The 16,797-nt window shown below is 65.6% G+C and carries 14 protein-coding genes; 9 read left to right on the top strand and 5 right to left on the bottom strand.

Features of this window, described 5'->3' with window-relative positions:
- Nucleotides 1-12 precede the first annotated feature (12 nt).
- The 4 genes from LVJ94_35850 to LVJ94_35835 all read left to right on the top strand — a co-directional run bounded on the left by LVJ94_35850 (nucleotide 13) and on the right by LVJ94_35835 (nucleotide 5,156).
- Nucleotides 13-1,614, top strand: a complete 1,602-nt coding sequence (locus LVJ94_35850) for a metallophosphoesterase (GenBank protein ID WXB02279.1) — start codon at nucleotides 13-15, stop codon at nucleotides 1,612-1,614.
- On the top strand, nucleotides 1,611-2,975 hold the full coding sequence (locus tag LVJ94_35845) for a DEAD/DEAH box helicase family protein (GenBank protein ID WXB02278.1): 1,365 nt from the start codon (nucleotides 1,611-1,613) through the stop codon (nucleotides 2,973-2,975). Before LVJ94_35850 ends, LVJ94_35845 begins: the two co-directional genes overlap by 4 nt.
- Entirely contained in the window at nucleotides 2,962-4,185 is a 1,224-nt protein-coding gene (locus tag LVJ94_35840; protein ID WXB02277.1) for a DUF790 family protein, read from the top strand. Before LVJ94_35845 ends, LVJ94_35840 begins: the two co-directional genes overlap by 14 nt.
- 98 nt (nucleotides 4,186-4,283) lie before the next feature.
- Nucleotides 4,284-5,156 carry a N(4)-(beta-N-acetylglucosaminyl)-L-asparaginase gene (locus tag LVJ94_35835; GenBank protein WXB02276.1) on the top strand — a complete coding sequence of 291 codons (873 nt, stop codon included), beginning with the start codon at nucleotides 4,284-4,286 and terminating at the stop codon, nucleotides 5,154-5,156.
- Here the strand turns inward: LVJ94_35835 and LVJ94_35830 are convergent.
- Nucleotides 5,150-6,673 carry a CehA/McbA family metallohydrolase gene (locus LVJ94_35830; GenBank protein ID WXB02275.1) on the bottom strand — a complete coding sequence of 508 codons (1,524 nt, stop codon included), beginning with the start codon at nucleotides 6,671-6,673 and terminating at the stop codon, nucleotides 5,150-5,152. The two genes, LVJ94_35835 and LVJ94_35830, sit on opposite strands and share 7 nt — an antisense overlap.
- 74 nt (nucleotides 6,674-6,747) lie before the next feature.
- Between LVJ94_35830 and LVJ94_35825 the strand changes: the two genes are divergently transcribed.
- Complete coding sequence (locus tag LVJ94_35825) at nucleotides 6,748-7,605, top strand: arylamine N-acetyltransferase (GenBank protein ID WXB02274.1); 858 nt, start codon at nucleotides 6,748-6,750, stop codon at nucleotides 7,603-7,605.
- Here LVJ94_35825 and LVJ94_35820 read toward each other — a convergent pair.
- Entirely contained in the window at nucleotides 7,571-8,311 is a 741-nt protein-coding gene (locus LVJ94_35820) for an AraC family transcriptional regulator (protein WXB02273.1), read from the bottom strand. The genes LVJ94_35825 and LVJ94_35820 overlap by 35 nt on opposite strands.
- Nucleotides 8,312-8,393: 82 nt before the next feature.
- Between LVJ94_35820 and LVJ94_35815 the strand changes: the two genes are divergently transcribed.
- From LVJ94_35815 to LVJ94_35800, 4 genes are read left to right on the top strand one after another with little or no spacing between them, the layout of a single operon-like run.
- Nucleotides 8,394-9,344, top strand: a complete 951-nt coding sequence (locus tag LVJ94_35815) for a proline racemase family protein (GenBank protein ID WXB02272.1) — start codon at nucleotides 8,394-8,396, stop codon at nucleotides 9,342-9,344.
- Nucleotides 9,341-10,597: an FAD-dependent oxidoreductase gene (locus LVJ94_35810; GenBank protein ID WXB02271.1), complete on the top strand. Its 1,257-nt coding sequence runs from the start codon at nucleotides 9,341-9,343 to the stop codon at nucleotides 10,595-10,597. The genes LVJ94_35815 and LVJ94_35810 overlap by 4 nt, the downstream gene beginning before the upstream one ends.
- Before the next feature lie 57 nt (nucleotides 10,598-10,654).
- Nucleotides 10,655-11,554: a dihydrodipicolinate synthase family protein gene (locus tag LVJ94_35805; protein ID WXB02270.1), complete on the top strand. Its 900-nt coding sequence runs from the start codon at nucleotides 10,655-10,657 to the stop codon at nucleotides 11,552-11,554.
- Between the two features lie 44 nt (nucleotides 11,555-11,598).
- Nucleotides 11,599-12,810: an MFS transporter gene (locus tag LVJ94_35800; protein WXB02269.1), complete on the top strand. Its 1,212-nt coding sequence runs from the start codon at nucleotides 11,599-11,601 to the stop codon at nucleotides 12,808-12,810.
- Here LVJ94_35800 and LVJ94_35795 read toward each other — a convergent pair.
- Genes LVJ94_35795 through LVJ94_35785 form a run of 3 tightly spaced genes read right to left on the bottom strand, consistent with a single transcriptional unit; the run spans nucleotide 12,773 to nucleotide 16,428 of the window.
- A complete protein-coding gene (locus tag LVJ94_35795) occupies nucleotides 12,773-13,993 on the bottom strand; it encodes a substrate-binding domain-containing protein (GenBank protein ID WXB02268.1) in 1,221 nt (406 codons plus the stop codon). The two genes, LVJ94_35800 and LVJ94_35795, sit on opposite strands and share 38 nt — an antisense overlap.
- Nucleotides 13,990-14,733, bottom strand: a complete 744-nt coding sequence (locus tag LVJ94_35790; GenBank protein WXB02267.1) for a hypothetical protein — start codon at nucleotides 14,731-14,733, stop codon at nucleotides 13,990-13,992. Before LVJ94_35790 ends, LVJ94_35795 begins: the two co-directional genes overlap by 4 nt.
- On the bottom strand, nucleotides 14,734-16,428 hold the full coding sequence (locus tag LVJ94_35785) for a VWA domain-containing protein (protein WXB02266.1): 1,695 nt from the start codon (nucleotides 16,426-16,428) through the stop codon (nucleotides 14,734-14,736). It lies immediately after the preceding gene.
- Between the last annotated feature and the right edge of the window lie 369 nt (nucleotides 16,429-16,797).

Here is a 16,797-nt window from a genome sequence, read left to right as displayed (position 1 = left end):
GTCGCCGTGATCGTGAGCGACGCGCTTCTTCTGCATCTTTCTGACCTACACTTCTGCAAAACCGAGGAACGGGATCCTGCCCCGGAACTCCGGAAGCTCCTCTGCAAGGCCGTGGGAACGGTCGTCGAAGAGGCGGGGCCGGATGTCCGCGTGGGCCTTGTGGTCACCGGTGACCTCATCGACAGCTCGGACACGCCCGCCGAGCGCATTGCCGATGTCTTTCGAAGCTTCGTGCATGACCTGCGGGAGGTCATCGGCTCGGCGCCGATCGTGCTCCTGCCGGGCAACCACGATCGACGCATCGGCGGCGTGTTCGCGCCCTGGAGCACGCGCGCGATGCAGGACCTCGAGGCTGCGGTATCCGGCGATGGGTGCACCTACGTGCATGCCCCCAACGCGGACGAGCCGCTCGCGCACTCGGTGCACGAGCTCTCCAGTGTGCTCGGCGTGAACGTGGTGGCCTACGATTCCACGCACGCCATCGAGGGCAAGATCTCCGCGGGGGGACTCTTTCGCACGACGGATCTGCTGGCGGTGCCCGGCATCGTCGGATGCGACAAGCCGGTCGTCCTGCTGCTGCACCATCACTTGGTGCCCACGCCCGTCACGGACGTGGGGGTGATGGATACGTCCCACACGACCTGGTTCGAGCGCAATTTCGTGCAGCGCTTCCTTCCGTGGCTCGTCTCCTTCGCCGATCGCGAAGAGCTGTTCATGACCGCCCTGGGGGCGGGAACGACGCTCACCCTTTTGGGCTCCCTGGGGTCGGCCACGGTGGTGCTGCATGGGCACAAGCACTACCCGACGGCGCGCCTGCTGCGTGCGACGCAGGCGGGTGATGGGGACGTGCTCATTGCCTCGGCGGGCAGCTCGGGGACGCTCGAGCAATACCGCGCGCTCGGGCCGCGGGAGCGCACGTTTCTGTGGCCCTCGTTCAATGCGGTGACGTTTCGTGGGGACGACATCTCCATCGAGACGGTGTTCTTCTCGCCGAAGGGGACGCGCCCGAACGTGCGCCAGGTGCTGGCGCGGGCCACGCGCAAGGGCGCTTCGTGGGAGGGCAGCCGCGTCGAGGGGCCGAGCATCTCCGAGGTGCGCGTGGCGTCCGACGAGGCGGAGTTCCTTCTGCGGCCCGGCGGGGTGGGGCTCTGGGACGTGTCGTGCCTGCGCCGGCTCGGCACGCCGCCCGGTTCGGTGCGCTCGTACCAAGAGCCGCTCGATGCGTTGCCGCGCGCGGAGATCTCCGGTGAGCGCGTCAGTGTGGAGCCGAACGGACGCGTGACCTTGCGCGTGGATCCCGGGGAGACCTCGTACCGGGCGACCTCGGCGCTCGTTCGCACGGTCGGCGAGGCGCGGCGGCGGAATGCCGGCGATGCGTTCTCTCCGTTTCAATGTGTGAGCCTGAAGGTTCGCCGCGGTGCGGGGCTCGCGCGCCTGGTGCTGCGCGGGCTGCCGCGGGCGGCGGAGATCTGTTTTGGGACGCTCACCGATCTCAACACCGGGCAAGAGCGACCGATCGCGCTCGAACCGGCCGACGATGGCGTCTCCCTCGTGGTTCCGTTTTGCCCGGCGCGGAGGCTTTTGCGGATACATTGGCCGTTGGAAACGGCATGACCATCGCGCTCTCCTTCGTATCCGGCACCCTCGAGATCCGCGGATTGGAGCGGGATGCGGCCGTGCTGCCGGCCATGGCGTGGGACGAGCGAACGGAATGCCATCGCGCGCCGGCCGTTGCCTATGCGCCCGTCGTGCGGTGGCTGGTGGGCACGAAGCTCCCGTACGAGGACGGTGCGCGGCGCTACGTCGAGCTCGAAGGCGGTTTGCGCGTGCATCGTGAGGCGCGGCCCTACCAACGCGAGGCGGTGGACGCGTGGCGCGCCCAGCGCGGTCGCGGGTTGGTCGTGCTGCCGACGGGCGCGGGCAAGAGTCACGTCGCACTGATGGCCATCGACGACAAGCGGCGCAGCACGCTCGTGGTCGCGCCCACCTTGGATCTCGTGCGCCAGTGGATGGACCTTCTTGCCACGTCGTTCGGCGTGCACGTCGGCCTCGTCGGTGGCGGCGATCACGACGTGCAGCCGCTGACCGTCACCACGTACGATTCCTTGTACCTGCATGCCGAGCACCTCGGTGCGCGGTTCGGCATGGTCGTCTTCGACGAGTGCCACCATCTGCCGAGCGCCGCGTATTCGCTGGCGGCTCGCGCCTGCCTTGCGCCGTACCGCCTCGGGCTCACCGCCACACCGGAGCGCGCCGACGGGCGGGAGGCGCTGCTCACGGAGCTCATTGGCGATACGGCGTACCGCAAGGACATCGTGGAGCTGTCCGGCGAGTACCTCGCGGAGTACGAAACGGAGTGCGTCTCCATCGAGCTCACCCCGGAGGAGCGCGAGGAGCACGATGCGGAGCGTGCCATCTACCGCGACTTCGTGCAGAGCCACGGCATCCGAATGAGCCGGCCTTCGGGGTGGGGCGAGTTCATCATGATGTCCTCGCAGAGCGCCGCGGGGCGCCGGGCCATGGCGGCTTACCGACGGCAGCGCGAGCTGGCCTTCGCGCCGAAGGCCAAGCTCGAATACCTGCAGTACCTCCTTCACCTGCACCGGCGCGACCGCGCCATCTTGTTCACGCAGGACAACGCCACGGCGTACGGCATCGCGCGACGGTTTCTCGTGCCGGTGCTCACGCACCAGACCAAGGTGCGTGAGCGGAGCGCCATCTTGAAGGCGTTTTCGGCGGGGACGTACCGCGCGCTGGCCACCTCGAAGGTGCTCAACGAGGGGGTCGACGTGCCCGATGCCAACGTGGCGGTGATCCTCTCGGGCAGCGGCTCCGTGCGCGAGCACGTGCAGCGGCTCGGGCGCATCCTGCGCAAGAAAGGGGACAAGCGCGCCGTGCTCTACGAGCTCGTCACCGCCTCCACGACCGAGACGTTCACCAGCGACCGCCGCCGGGAGCACAGTGCTTACCGTTGATCTGGTGCATGCGCGGCGTCGTGCCGGCGAGCTGCGCTTGGTTGCGTTCGACGCGCCGGCGCGTGCGCGCGCGGAGGTGCTCGCGGGGCAAATTCTCGAGGCGGTTCGCGCGCACGTGGGGCGCACCCGCGAAGAGCTCGACGCGGCCATCGATGGCATCGACGTCGAGGCGCGCGACCATCGACTCAAGGCCGGGCTGGCCAAGTTGGTCGAGGATCGGTGCGAGTTCGACGCGTCGGACGACGTCGATCCGGAGGAGCTGCGCCACGATGTGTTCAGCCGCGCGAGCGCGGCGCGTGCCGAATTGGAAGACGGCGCGCACTTCGACCGCGAGGCGCTCCTCGATGCGGTGGCGCAGGAGCGCCAGACCTCGCGCGAGGCCATCGAGCGCGCCCTCTTTTCCGATTTGCGCAGTGCGCACAAACTTCTCGCGGTCGATGCGCCCGGCGCGAAGACCTTGGTGGCCTCGTACGAGCGCGCGCAGGCGCAGGCCGTGCTTCTTCGCGCGGTCAGCGTTCGCGTCGACGTGCGCTGTGCATCGGCGGGCGCGCTGAGGGCCTTTTTTCGCCGGCTCAAGTTCCTGCGGCTGCTCCACACCATCGAGAAGACCGACGAGGGGCATCGCGTGGTCATCGACGGGCCGTTCAGTCTCTTCGAATCGGTCACCAAGTACGGCCTCCAGCTAGCCATGGTGCTGCCGGCGCTCGATGCGTGCGACGCGTGGAAGCTCGAGGCGAGCATCCGCTGGGGCAAAGAGCGCACGCCGTTGACCTTCCGCCTCGAGGGCGGTGCCGGGGTGGAGGAGGCCGAGCCCGCGCTACCCGACGAGCTCGAGACCCTGGTGCGCACCTTTTCGGCCTTGGGCACCCCGTGGACGGTGTCGCCGAGCACGGCCATCCTCGAACTGCCCGGGGTGGGGCTCTGCGTCCCGGACCTGGTCTTCGAGCGCACCCGCGACGGTGAGCGTGAGGCGGTGCACCTCGAGGCCATGGGCTATTGGAGCCGCGCCGCCGTGTGGAAGCGCATCGAGCTGGTGCAGGCGGGGCTCGCGCAGCACATTCTCTTCGCCGTCAGTTCGCGCCTTCGCGTGAGCGAGGACGTACTGGGCGAGGATTTGCCCAGCGCACTTTACGTGTACAAAGGCGCGATGAACGCGCGCACCATCGCCGAGCGCCTCGAGCGCCTGATGAGCCCTCGCGAGGACCGATGACGACGCGTCGTGAATGGTTGAAGCTAACGCTGACTGCACTATTGGGATGCGGCTCCCCCACCGCGGTGGGACGCGCCGCACGCACTACAGGAGGCAACGTGACCAAGCCCATCGTGATCTCGACTTGGAATTTCGGTCAGCCCGCCAACGAAGCCGCGTGGAAGGTGCTCTCCGCCGGTGGCCGCGCGCTCGATGCGGTGGAGACGGGCGTTCGCGTTCCCGAGGCCGATCCGAACGTGACCACCGTCGGTTACGGTGGCCGGCCCGATCGCGATGGGCACGTCACTTTGGACGCGTGCATCATGGATGAACACGGAAATTGCGGCTCCGTGGCCGGCCTCGAGCACATCATGCATCCCATCTCCGTGGCGCGGAAGGTGATGGAGAACACGCCGCACGTCATGCTGGTGGGCGACGGCGCTTTGCAATTCGCGCTCGAGAGCGGCTTCAAAAAGGAAAACCTGCTCACCCCCGAATCGGAAAAGGCGTGGCGAGAGTGGCAGAAGACCTCGCAATACAAACCGGTGATCAACGTCGAAAACCACGACACCATCGGGATGGTTGCCTTGGACCAAAACGGCAATCTCTCGGGCGCGTGCACGACCAGCGGCCTCGCCTTCAAGATGCACGGCCGCGTGGGCGATTCGCCGATCATCGGGGCGGGCCTTTATGTCGACAATGCCATCGGTGCGGCCACGGCCACGGGGGTCGGCGAAGAGGTGGTCAAAATCGTGGGTTGCCACCTCGTCGTCGAATTGATGCGTCAGAAGCACTCGCCCGAGGATGCGTGCCGCTTGGCCGTCGAGCGCATCGTGGAGCGGCAACCGAAGAAGTCGCGCGACATCCAGGTGGGCTTCCTCGCCCTCTCCAAGAGCGGTGAGTACGGCGCGTATTGCCTTCAGAAAGGCTTCAATTACGCCGTACGCACCGCCTCACAAAATGCATTGATCGATGGCAAGAGCCACTATTGAGCGGGGTGGACGAGGCCCAGGAAGATCGGATTGCTCAGGGCCACCGCTTCGGCGTTGGGCCGTCGCACCTCGGCACGCACGTACGCGGCGTCGCGTGCGAACGTGGTCCAGGTGAACGTCGCCGGATCGGCCGAGGCCACCGGGAACGTGTACGCCTCGCCCCGATCGGTCACCAGTCGGACCGTGGTTCCCGGCGCGCCGGCCACGGTGACGGTGACCCCCACCAAGCTTTGCGGCAGGGCCAGGAGCCGCTCGCCGATCCCCGCGTGAAAGAGACCGTTGTGCGCGCTCATCTCGAGCTTTACCTCGGCCGATTCCGCGATGTAGCTCCGGCCTTCCGCCACGCCGTCCAGAATGGCGCGTCGGCTCAATTCGTTCGCTTCGACCACGGTTTGCGGTAACCCGACGATCTGCGGCTCGCGGTGCGCGTCGCTGCTTCCCACGGCGGGCCGCCATCGGCGAATCCCCTTTCCTTGCACGTGTTCGCGCAGCATGCCGTCCCAGAGGGTTACCGCCTGCTCGTCGTCCGCCGTCCAGGGACCGTTCCAGATTTCGACGGCGTCGACACCTTCGTATCCGAATTTCCAATCGCAGGCGCCGCACGTGGCATACGGGTGCGCGGCAATGGCCACCCCGTCCGAGCGATGGATTTCTCGCAAAAATCGCGGAAGTTGCCCGTCTTGCGCGCGGTAGCGCCAATCGATCCATTGGCCGGGGGTGAGGCCGGCCGCGACCAAGTGGCCATTGCGTGTGGTGACCTCCTCACCGGTGACGATCAAGAGATCCGGACCGGCGTAATCGCCCCACACCGCGTGCGCGCTCTGCGTGTTGTGCTCCGTCGAGACGAAGAAATCGAGCTGCCTCGCGCGGGCTGCGGCGGCCACCTCGGCGGGCGTTCGCTTGCCGTCGGAATACACGGAGTGCACGTGCAAATCGCCGCGGTACCATCCAGGGCCGCGACCCGAAATGCGCGTCGGGCTATAGTGCGGAACGAACGCCGGCCCCGGCTCTCCGTAGCGAAGCGTGACCTCCACGCGCCACTCCAGGCCTTGCGGCGCCACGGTGTACGGTCCCAAGATGACATTCCACCGCCCCGGCGTGATGGGCCCCGGGATATAGCCCGGCGTGGCCGCGCTCCGGCTGATGGTGAAGTTGTCGCGCGCACCACCCGACCATCCGCGGAATCCCGCGGCGTTCCCCAGCTCATCGCCGTCGTTGTCGAACATGCCGATGTCGAGCGCGTTGCCGGGCACGCCCGGTGGCGTGGCAGGGCGATCGTATGAATAGCGAACTGCGATTTCCCTCACGCCTGCCGGAATATCGACGGGTACGTACCCCCAATCGGGCGCACCCGGTTCGAAACGGCCCGTGATGACGCGAACCTCTTCGTTCGCCCCAGGACCCGCTTGCGGGGCCGTTCCTGAAGGCGAAGCGGACGCCGATTCGGCGGGCAACACGGCAAAGGCCATCCCAAGCGACGCGACGACGCCAAGGTGTCGCAGATTCGCGCGATCCATAGTGCAATCTCCTCTCACGGTTGGGGCGGAGCATACTTAACTCCGCGGCCCATGCGCCCTATTAGCATCGCTCCATGGCGACGAATTCCATCGATCTGGATGCATATTTCCAACGAATTGGTTACACGGGGCCCCGTACGCCAACGTTGGAGACGCTCCGCGCGTTGCATCTGGCGCACCCGCAGGCGATTGCCTTCGAGAACATCGATCCGTTTTTGCGTCGTCCGGTGCGACTCGATGCGGAGTCGCTCCAGCAAAAGCTCGTGGTGGAGCGGCGCGGTGGGTATTGTTTCGAACAGAATACGTTGTTCCGTCACGTGCTCGACACCCTGGGTTTTCACGTCACGAGTTACGCCGCGCGGGTCTTGTGGCAGCGCGAGGAAGGCGCGATCACCGCGCGTTCGCACATGCTTCTTTGCGTCGCGTTGAAGGAAGGTGAATACCTCGCCGATGTGGGGTTCGGCGGCGTCACCCTCACGGGGCCGCTGCTATTTCGGCCGAACGTCGAGCACCCCACGCCGCACGAGCGCTTTCGCCTGCTGCCCGTCGACGACGTGATGGGGGTCGGCTTCATCGTGGAGGTGTTCACCGGCGATGTCTGGCGGCGCCTCTATCGGTTCGATCGGACGCCGCAGTTCGTGCAGGACTACGAAATATCGAGTTGGTACCTCTGCACCAACCCCGCGTCGCATTTTTTGAACACGCTCATGGTGGCGTGCCCTCGACCGGGAAAACGCTACGCACTGCGCAACAACGAGCTCGCGATGCATCCTCTAAGTGGTCCCTCCGAGCGTCGAACGCTCACCAGCGTGGCCGAGTTGCGCGCCACGCTGGAAGCGACCTTCGGCATTCGGCTTCCCGATTCTCCGGATCTGGAGCCCGCGTTGGAGCGATTGGTCACGGCTGGGAACGCCGAAACGCCAGCGGGGTGACGCCCACCGTGCTGCGGAATTGACGCGTGAAGGCGCTATGATCGCTGTACCCACACGCGTGGGCGATGGCGGCGATGCCTTCGTCGCCTTCGCGCAAAAGGCGTGAGGCGGCCTCGATGCGGATCTTCGTCAGCAGCTGGCGCGGTGTGAGATGGAACACTTGCGAGACGAGGCGCTCGAAGCGATCCATCGAGAGCCCCACCTTGCGCGCGAGCTCTTCGAGCCGCACCGGCTCGTCGAACCGCGTTTGCAGAAAGGCGAGCGCCTCGGCCAAGTGCCCATACTCCGGGTGCTGCTCGTTGGGCCGATGCAAATCGCGTGAGATGCCCACGAGGCCTACCACGGCGCCCGCGCGATCGCGCAGCGGCGTTTTGAAGGTGAGGCACCAGCCCTGCCGGCCATTGGGGTACATATGGAGTTCGAGGCGGTCTTCGATCTCGCGTCCGGTGTTCAGCACCTGTCGATCTTGCGCCGTGTAGCCGGTGCCCAGTGGCTCGGGGAAGACCTCTTCGGCGGTCCGGCCAATCAGGTCCGACTTGTGCGCAATTCCGCATCGCGCAAGCAGCGTCTCGTTGACCATGACATAGCGTTCCGTTTGGTCCTTCACGAAGAAGACAGCGTCGGGAAGCTTGTCGAACAAGTGTTGTAGAAGGGCAGGGTCGGCCAAGAGGGTGGCCCAGCGCGATAGGCTCTCGGCATTCGGCATGCGAATATAATATGCAGATTTCCGTGAGACCGATCGGCCAATCGTTCAAGACGGAACAAGACTCTGGGGGTACGTTCGATGCATGATGCGAATCCGGGTGCTGGACTCCCACACGGGAGGTGAGCCGACACGCGTGATCCTGGCCGGAGGGCCGCCGTTGGGGGACGGCAGCCTTGCCGAGCGGCGGGAGCGTTTCCGTGCGGAGCACGACCGCATTCGAACCGCTGTGGTTCGCGAGCCCCGCGGCTCCGAGGCGACCGTGGGTGCGCTTCTGTGCGAGCCGACGTCGTCCGATTGCGTGGCGGGCGTCATCTTTTTCGACAATGCCGGCTACTTGGGAATGTGTGGGCACGGGTCGATTGGCCTGGTGGTGACCTTGGCGCACCTGGGGCGCATTGGGCCGGGCTCGCACCGGATTGAAACGCCGGTGGGCGTGGTCACCGCGGAGTTGCACGCCGACGGCCGCGTGACCATCGCCAACGTGCCGAGTTACCGCCTGACCGCGGGGGCGCGCGTCGAGGTGAAGGGATTCGGCGCGGTGAGCGGCGACGTGGCCTGGGGTGGAAACTGGTTCTTCTTGATCGAGAACCATGCGCTGACCCTCGAGCTGTCCAACGTGGACGCGCTGACGGATTTTACGTGGCGCGTGCGGCAGGCGCTGACGGCGTCCGGCATCACGGGCAAAGACGGTGCGGAGATCGACCACATCGAGGTGTTCGGTCCCTCGAACCGCGTGCAGCGCGGGAGCCGCAATTTCGTGCTGTGCCCGGGCAAGGCCTACGATCGCTCGCCGTGCGGCACGGGGACCAGCGCCAAGCTGGCGTGCCTCCATGCCGATGGAAAGCTTCGCCCTGGGGAGGTGTGGCATCAGGAGAGCATCACCGGCAGCGTGTTCGAGGGTCGCTTCACGCTGGACCCCACGCGGCCGGGGTACGTGCTCCCGGAGATCACCGGCTCGGCGTACGTCACCGGCGACGCCACGTTGATTCTCGACGAGCGCGATCCGTTGGTGTGGGGCATCGGTTCGCGATGAGCAAGCACGTCGTCGTCGTGGGCGCGGGCGTGGTGGGGCTCTCGGTTGCGTATTACGCGGCGAAGAAGGGGCACCGCGTGACGGTGCTGGATCGCGCGGCGGGTCCCGGCGAGGGGTGCTCGTACGTCAATGCGGGCATGGTGGTGCCCAGCCATTTCGTGCCGTTGGCCGCGCCGGGCATGGTGGCGTTGGGCCTTCGCTGGATGTGGAACCCGGAGAGCCCGTTCTACGTGCGGCCGCGGCTGCGCGCGGACCTGTTCGATTGGGGAATCAAGTTCTGGCGCGCCTCCAACGCCGCCCGCGTGCAGCTCGCCGCGCCGCTTTTGAGCCATCTCCACCGCGCGAGCCGGCGTTGCTTCGAGGAGCTCGACGCGCTTCTTTTGCCCGGGGCGATGGGCCTCGTCAAAAATGGGCTGCTCATGCTCTGCCAAACGGAGCACGGGCTCGCCGAGGAGGCGGCCATCGCCGAGCAGGCCCGTGCGCTGGACATTCCGGCGACGGTGCTCGATGCCGCGCAGCTCGCGGCGTTGGAGCCGGACGTCCGCATGGAGGTGACCGGTGGTGTGCATTATCCGATGGATTGCCATCTCACACCGGCAAAACTCATGCATGCACTGCTTTCGTACAACGAGAAAGCCGGCGTGCAGGTGCTCTGGGGAACGGACGTCACGGGCTTTCGCACCGCGGGCCGCCGCATCGAAGCCGTGGTGACCGGCGCGGGCGAGCACACCGGCGACGAGTACGTCCTCTGCGCGGGTGTGTGGTCCGCCAAGGTGGGGCGCGAACTCGGCCTGGCCATTCCGATGGAGGCGGGGAAGGGCTACAGCTTGACCCTGCCCAATCCGCGCCGCCTGCCTAGGACGTGCGCTATCCTCACCGAGGCGCGCGTGGCCGTCACGCCCATGGGCAGCGCGCTGCGTTTCGGTGGCACGATGGAGCTGTCAGGCATCGACACGAGCATCGACGCCGTGCGCGTGCGCGGCATCGTCCGCGCCGCTACACGCTATTACCCGGAGTTCACCGATGGCGACTTCGACGGCGTGCCCCCGTCGTGCGGGCTGCGCCCGTGTTCGCCCGACGGGCTTCCCTACGTGGGGCGTTCGTCGCGGCATGACAACCTTTGCACCGCCACGGGGCACGCCATGATGGGCATTAGCCTGGGCCCCATCACGGGCAAGTTGGTGGCGGAAATCGTCTCGGGCGAAACGCCCTCGATGGATATTCGGGCGCTGAGCCCGGACCGATACCATTAATTCTAGCGTGGGAGGTTAACGTAACTCCCCGCCGTAAAGTCAAATGGAGGACCCATTATGAAGCTGAATTGGAAAGGCGTATTTCCGGCCATCACCACGCCGTTCAACGCCGACCTCACCGTGGACCACGGCTTTCTCGCCGAACATATCCGCTGGCAGATCGACAATGGAGTCGCGGGCATCGTGCCTCTGGGCTCGCTCGGTGAGGGGGCCACCTTGTCGCCGAACGAGAAGCGGCAGATCCTCGAGACGTGCCTCGGCGCGGCCGCCGGGCGTGTGCCGGTGGTGCCGGGCATCTCGGCGCTGGGCACCGCGGAGGCCGTGGAGCTCGCGAAGCACGCGGCGTCCGTCGGGTGTCGCGGGCTCATGGTCTTGCCGCCCTACGTATACAGCACCGATTGGCGCGAAATGCACGCGCACGTCGCCGCGGTGCTCGCCGCCACCGAGCTGTCGTGCATGCTCTACAACAACCCCGTCGCATACCGCACGGACTTCGTGCCCGAGCAGGTCGCGGAGCTCGCCGCGGAGTTTCCCCACCTGGAGGCCGTCAAGGAGTCGAGCACCGACGTGCGTCGCGTGACCGGCATCCGTGCGCTCCTCGGAGAGCGACTCGACATTCTCGTCGGTGTCGACGATGCCATCGTCGAGGGCATCGACGCGGGCGCAACAGGATGGATCGCGGGGCTGGTGAACGCGTTTCCGGCGGAGTCCGTGGCGCTCTACCGCCTTGCGCTCGAAGGCCGCAAGCGCGAGGCCGCGGAGTTGTATCGCTGGTTTTTGCCGCTCTTGCGCATGGATACGGTGCCGAAATTCGTTCAATTGATCAAACTGGTGCAGGAGCGTGTGGGGCGAGGTCGCGTGCATGTGCGCCCGCCGCGCCTGGTGCTCGAGGGTGACGAGCTGCGGCAAGCGGAGGCCACCATTCAGCGTGCTCTGGCGTCGCGTCCACCCGTGTAGAGAAGTCGCGGGACGAAGTGGGTACGTGACATTGGCCCCGCGACGTGGCAGACCCTGCCTCCGTCCCGTTTCACGTGTCGATGACCTACTTCAAGATTGTCTTCCCCCTCGCGTTGATCATGTTTCTGGTCGGCGCCGACGAATACGTTCTCTCGTCCATCCTGTCGCCCATGGGCGAGAGCTTTCACGTCGAGCCGGCGCGTGTCGCGCTGTTGGTGACGGCGTATGCACTGCCCTGTGCGGTGCTGGGGCCGCTGTTTGGTGCGCTGTCCGATCGATGGGGTCGGCGGCGTGTCGTTCTTCCGTCGCTCGCGATCTTCACGATTGCGACGTACGCCGTCGCGGCGGCGCCGACCTTCCCCGTGGCGCTTCTCGCGCGTTTCATCTGTGGGTCGGCGGCGGCGGCCTTGGGGCCCAATGCGTTTGCGCTGGTGGGCGATTTGATTCCGCCGGAGCGGCGCCCCGCAGCGATGGGGCACACCATGATGGGGCTTACCATCGGCTTCATCGCCAGCCCCGCGCTCGGCGGATGGATCACCGAGCAATTCGGGTGGCGTTGGGCCTTCGTCGTTCTGGGTACGTGCGGCATTGGTGCGTGGGTATCGGCGGCGTTGGCCATCCCCCACCGCAGCACCCCCGAGGGGGAGGGGGCCGGGACGGAAGTCGAGTCCGTGGCGGCGGGGGTGGTGCGCGCCTTCGCCCTTCGTGGTGTTCCCGCGGGCATTGCATCGCAGGGGCTGTGGATCGGCGCCACCATCGGCGTCATGGCCATCTCGGGCGAGATCTTTCGCACGCGCTACGCGCTCAGTGTTTCCGAGACGGGGATGTGGCTCGCGAGCTTCGGCGTGCTGACCATCGCCGGCAACCTTCTCGTGGCACCCACCGTCTCATGGACCGGCAGCACCAAACGCGCCGTGCTTCTCGGCATCGTGGGCACGTGGTTCGGCATCGGCGGGCTCACGTTGGTGCCATCGTTTCCCTTCGTCGCGACGCTCGTCTCCTTCTGGCTCTGGGCGGTCTTCGCCGGTTTCGGCGGGCCCGCACTTCAAGCCCTCTTGGCCGATCTCGCGGGCGAGCGCCGCGCGACCGTTCTCTCGATCAGCGCGAGCGCCATGCAGCTCGGCGTCGTCGCCACCACGTTCTTCACCGCGTGGACGTTTCCTCAATTCGGCAGCGTCGGCGTGGGCGTGGTCGCCTGTTGCTCCTTCGTGCTCTCGTTCATCTTGCAGGCGCGATCGTCCGGCTCCACAGCGTGAGCATGTTGCGAATCACCGCGCCCTCGGGAGCGCGTGCGACCGGCGGAATGTCCACGCGGATGCCGAAGGCGGCGAGCTTGGTAAACGGATTTTGCGCATCCCCCGTTTTGATGGGGATGGCCGGATCGGCCGGGCGAAACCCGTAGGCCAGTGCCTTCTCCTGCACGGGGCGGCTGCGCAAGTGGGCAATCCAGGTTCGTGCGGCCTGCTTTTGCTCGGGCGTGATCCAATCGCCTTGCAGCAGCGCGACGGGGTGGTCGCTCCAGAGCGTCACCGCCGGGTAGTACACTTTGAGATTGCCCCAGCGGCCCTGCGCATTTTCGATTTGCGCGATGGCCAGGTTCTCGTACACCACGCTGATATCGTATTTCGAAGGCCCGAATCGGACCATGTCCGTCATGAACGTGCCCGTGGACGACTCAAACTTCTGCACCCCTTTTTCCACGTCCTTGAGAAAGGCCTGATAATTCGGTTTGAGCAGATCGCCCACCTCGAGGCCGCCCGTCTTTCCGTAGAATTCGAGCGCCATGAGGTAAAGCGCCTGCATGCCCGAATTGGAGAGCGTCGGATCCGTGTGCCCCAATTTGACGAAGCCCCAATCGGCCTTTCCACCGACAGAGGGCCACCCCTGCGGAGAGCTCACCGCCTTGCGGATGGTGTGCCACGAGATCGCGTTGCCCGAGGACTTGAGCAGCGCCGCCGCACGATCTTCCCAGGCGACGAAGACCAGCGGCGTGATGACCAGCGTTTGCGGGGCGTCGTCGCCTTGGCCCCCGGCGAGGATGTTCGTCTTGGTTTTCGTCTGCCAATCCGAGTCGAGCAGGTTCAGCACCATCGAATCGGCCGGGCTGAAGATGGTCGGCTTTTCTTTGCCGTCCAGAATGGCCTGCTCGGCGTCGAGCGAGCCTTTGCCGATCAGTTTGACGCGGATCTCGGGGTGCTGCTGGGCGAAGCTCGCCGCGGCGTCCTCGATCCAGTCTTTCTTCTCCGTGCCGTACAGCATGGAGATCTCCACCGCCTCGCGCGGTTTTCCCGATGCGGAAATCGAGGCGGCGCCGCTGATGGAGGCCGAAGCCGGTACGGACGGATCCTTGTTCGGGTTTTCCTTCTCTTTGAAAGAGAAGAACACCACCACGGCGAGGGCCACGAAGAAAACGGCAACGATGGCCAATTTGGCTTTCAAACGATGACCTCCGTCAGAGACTTCAATGTTTCTTCGAGCGATTGCATATCGTCGTTCATGCGCGACAGTTCATCTTTCAGGTTTCCCGTCATGGCGTCCATCGCCGCCGAGTCGAGCGCGCGCATGCGCACGACCTTTGCGGGCAGTGCATCCATGGTGGCGCAAATCGTTACCAGGCTGGCGAAGATGCGCTCCTTCACGTGGGTGAGCTCGACCAACGTGGCGAGATGCTCCTCGCGCGCCTTTTTCGCCGATTCGTAGTGCGCCCGCGCCTCCGGATCGCGCGTGTCGCGGACGCGCTGTTCGAGCTCGCGCACGCCCTGTTCCACGATGCGCACGTCGGTGGTGAGCAAGTAGCTCGCAATGGCTTCGGCGCGGGTGGCGAGTTGCGTGGCGCGCGCCTCGAGTTCGTCGACCGAGAGGAGCACCAAGGCGAGATGGGCTTTGACGTCCTCCGACGTCTCCTGAAGCACACGATCGAGCTGGAGCCGTGAGGTGGACAGGGTTTGCATCGCCGAGCGCGTCGCCGGATCGCGGAGGGTAATCTCGTCTTTCTTTTTCTTCGTGTCGTTGCCGCTCACGAGATCCCAGGCGACGAGCGTGGCGTAGGCCACGCCGCCGAGGGCCACCACCGACCAGGAGTGCAATGCGACGGCGCCCAACGTGGCCGTGCCGGCGACGGCCAAGCTCAGGGCCGACGTGGCCGCTTTGGTCACCGTGCGTAGGCTGCTCGGTTTCATTTAGAAGAATGCTGCCATATCGGCGTAGACCCGGTTGATGTTCTCGACACTTCCGCGGACGGCCGAGCCTTTGGCCGCCTCGGCGATCTGCTCCAGCGCTTCGGAGCTCGCGCCCTCACCGTAGGCGATGGTAAAGACTTTGATGGGGGCATCCGCTTCGTTGGGAAATCGCTCTTTCAGTGCGGCAAGGGACATTTTGCTCCCTTCGTCCTTGCCGTCGGTCATCACCACGATGGCGTGGATTTTCCCGCGTTCGCTGGCCGCGCGCTTGGTGATTTCGGCGTAGGCCATGTCCACCGCGTCATAGAGGGACGTGCCACCGTCGGCCATGACGCCGTCGACGCGCTGGGCGAGCTTTTCGCGGCCACCGGCGCCAATCTTGGTCGGCCCCACGGCCGGGTAGATATGGCTGTCGAAGAAGAGCAGGGTGACCTCGTCGCGCTCGGAGAGTACGCCGAGGAAGCCTTTGGCGCCGCGCTTGGCTTCGTCCAGCGGTTTGCCCTTCATCGAGCCGGATTTGTCGAAGACCATCACGACGTCGGTCGCTTTTTTGGTCTCGCGCCAAACGCCGAGAAGCTTTTCCAGGGTGCTGGCGTCGGGCACCTCGAGGAGGTTTTGCGGCTGCTTGGGATCGACTCCATGTGCAGCGTCGATGGGGCTGGCCATGGCCACGGCGGCATCGCCCGGGCGGAAGCCGAGGGCGAGTGCGCGCTCCTGCTGCGGGCGATCTTTGAGGTACTTCAGAAAGACCTCCGCGCCCTCCCGCTCGTCCTTCCCGACCCAATCGGCATCCAAAATCGAATACGGATGGTCGGACCAAAACGTTCCCTCTTTGGGATAGATGGCGATGATCGGTTGCGGCGGATTCCGTTGGTACGATTCGATGACCAGGTTTTCGTAGCTGACGGTGGCCGACATGTAGCTTGGGCCGCGCGCAATCATCTTGTCGGTGAAGAATCCCGTCGAGGTGCCATAGTGAACGATGGTTCCTTCGATGGACTCGAGGAATTTCTTCGTCGCGGGATTCTCCAAGTCGGCGGCGGTGAGCCCGCGCGTCTTTTTCGCCCCCGCGTACGCCTCGGCCAGCACGGAGAGAAAGCCCGAATTGGAGAACTCCGGGTGCGTGTGCCCCAATTTGAAGCGGCCCCACTCGGAGAATCCCTTGGAGCCCCAACCGCGGGGATCCAGATTGACCTTGAGGAGATCGCCCCAGCCCACGGACGTTTTGGGCCATCCGAGGGCCTCGGCCATGGGTTTCCACATGGCGATGACCACGGGCGAGAGCACCACGGTTTCCCCGGCGGGCGCAATCGGCTTGGTGCGCTGAGTCTTCTGCGAATACGCACTATTGAGCAGCGACACGTAAGCGCTCGATGCGGGGCTGAACACGTGCGGTTTGTCCGTGCCATTCACGATGGCCGTGAGCGACTCCCCGGAGCCCATGGCCTTTGCGCGTATCCTGATGGGCTTTCCCGCAGCGGTGGTCTTCTTCGCCGCCTCGAAGCTCTTTACGGACTCCTCGAGCCACGTCTTCTTTTCGCTGCCGTAGATGATGACGACATCCACCACCCCAGACGCAGCCGGCGCCTTCGCCGCCTCCTCGGTCTTGCTCTCGCTCTTTTCGACGCTTGGATCCCGCTGCGGCGCGGACTTCTGCTCCTTGCAAGCCCCAACCCCGATCACCGCGGCCATCATCAGAGCCCATCGAATAACGCTGTGCACGCTCCTCAATATGCGTCGCGCCGCGTCGGCGGTGTGACAAACGTGTGACGGTCGCGTGCCTGAAGAGAGAGGAACCGCCAAGACGCCAAGAACGCCAAGGGATTTGAGGATTCAGCACATCAATCCTTCTTGGCGCTCTTGGCGTCTTGGCGGTTCGCTTTCGATCCGTTCCAGGTTTGTGATCGATCCGATCACAAGCCAGTGATCGGATCGGTGACACCTCGTTGCCCCGGTTCGGGACGTGTCCCCGAGGGCGCTCGGCATTTTTCATAAGGCGGACATAGGCCGGTCCAGGGCGGGGGGTTGGCGCGGGGCGTGCGATGGGGGGCCGGCGGAGGAGTC

This window comes from Sorangiineae bacterium MSr11367 (genome assembly GCA_037157805.1).
Taxonomy (GTDB): Bacteria; Myxococcota_A; Polyangia; order Polyangiales; family Polyangiaceae; genus Pendulispora; species Pendulispora rubella.
This window is presented reverse-complemented; position numbering and strand designations above follow the sequence as displayed.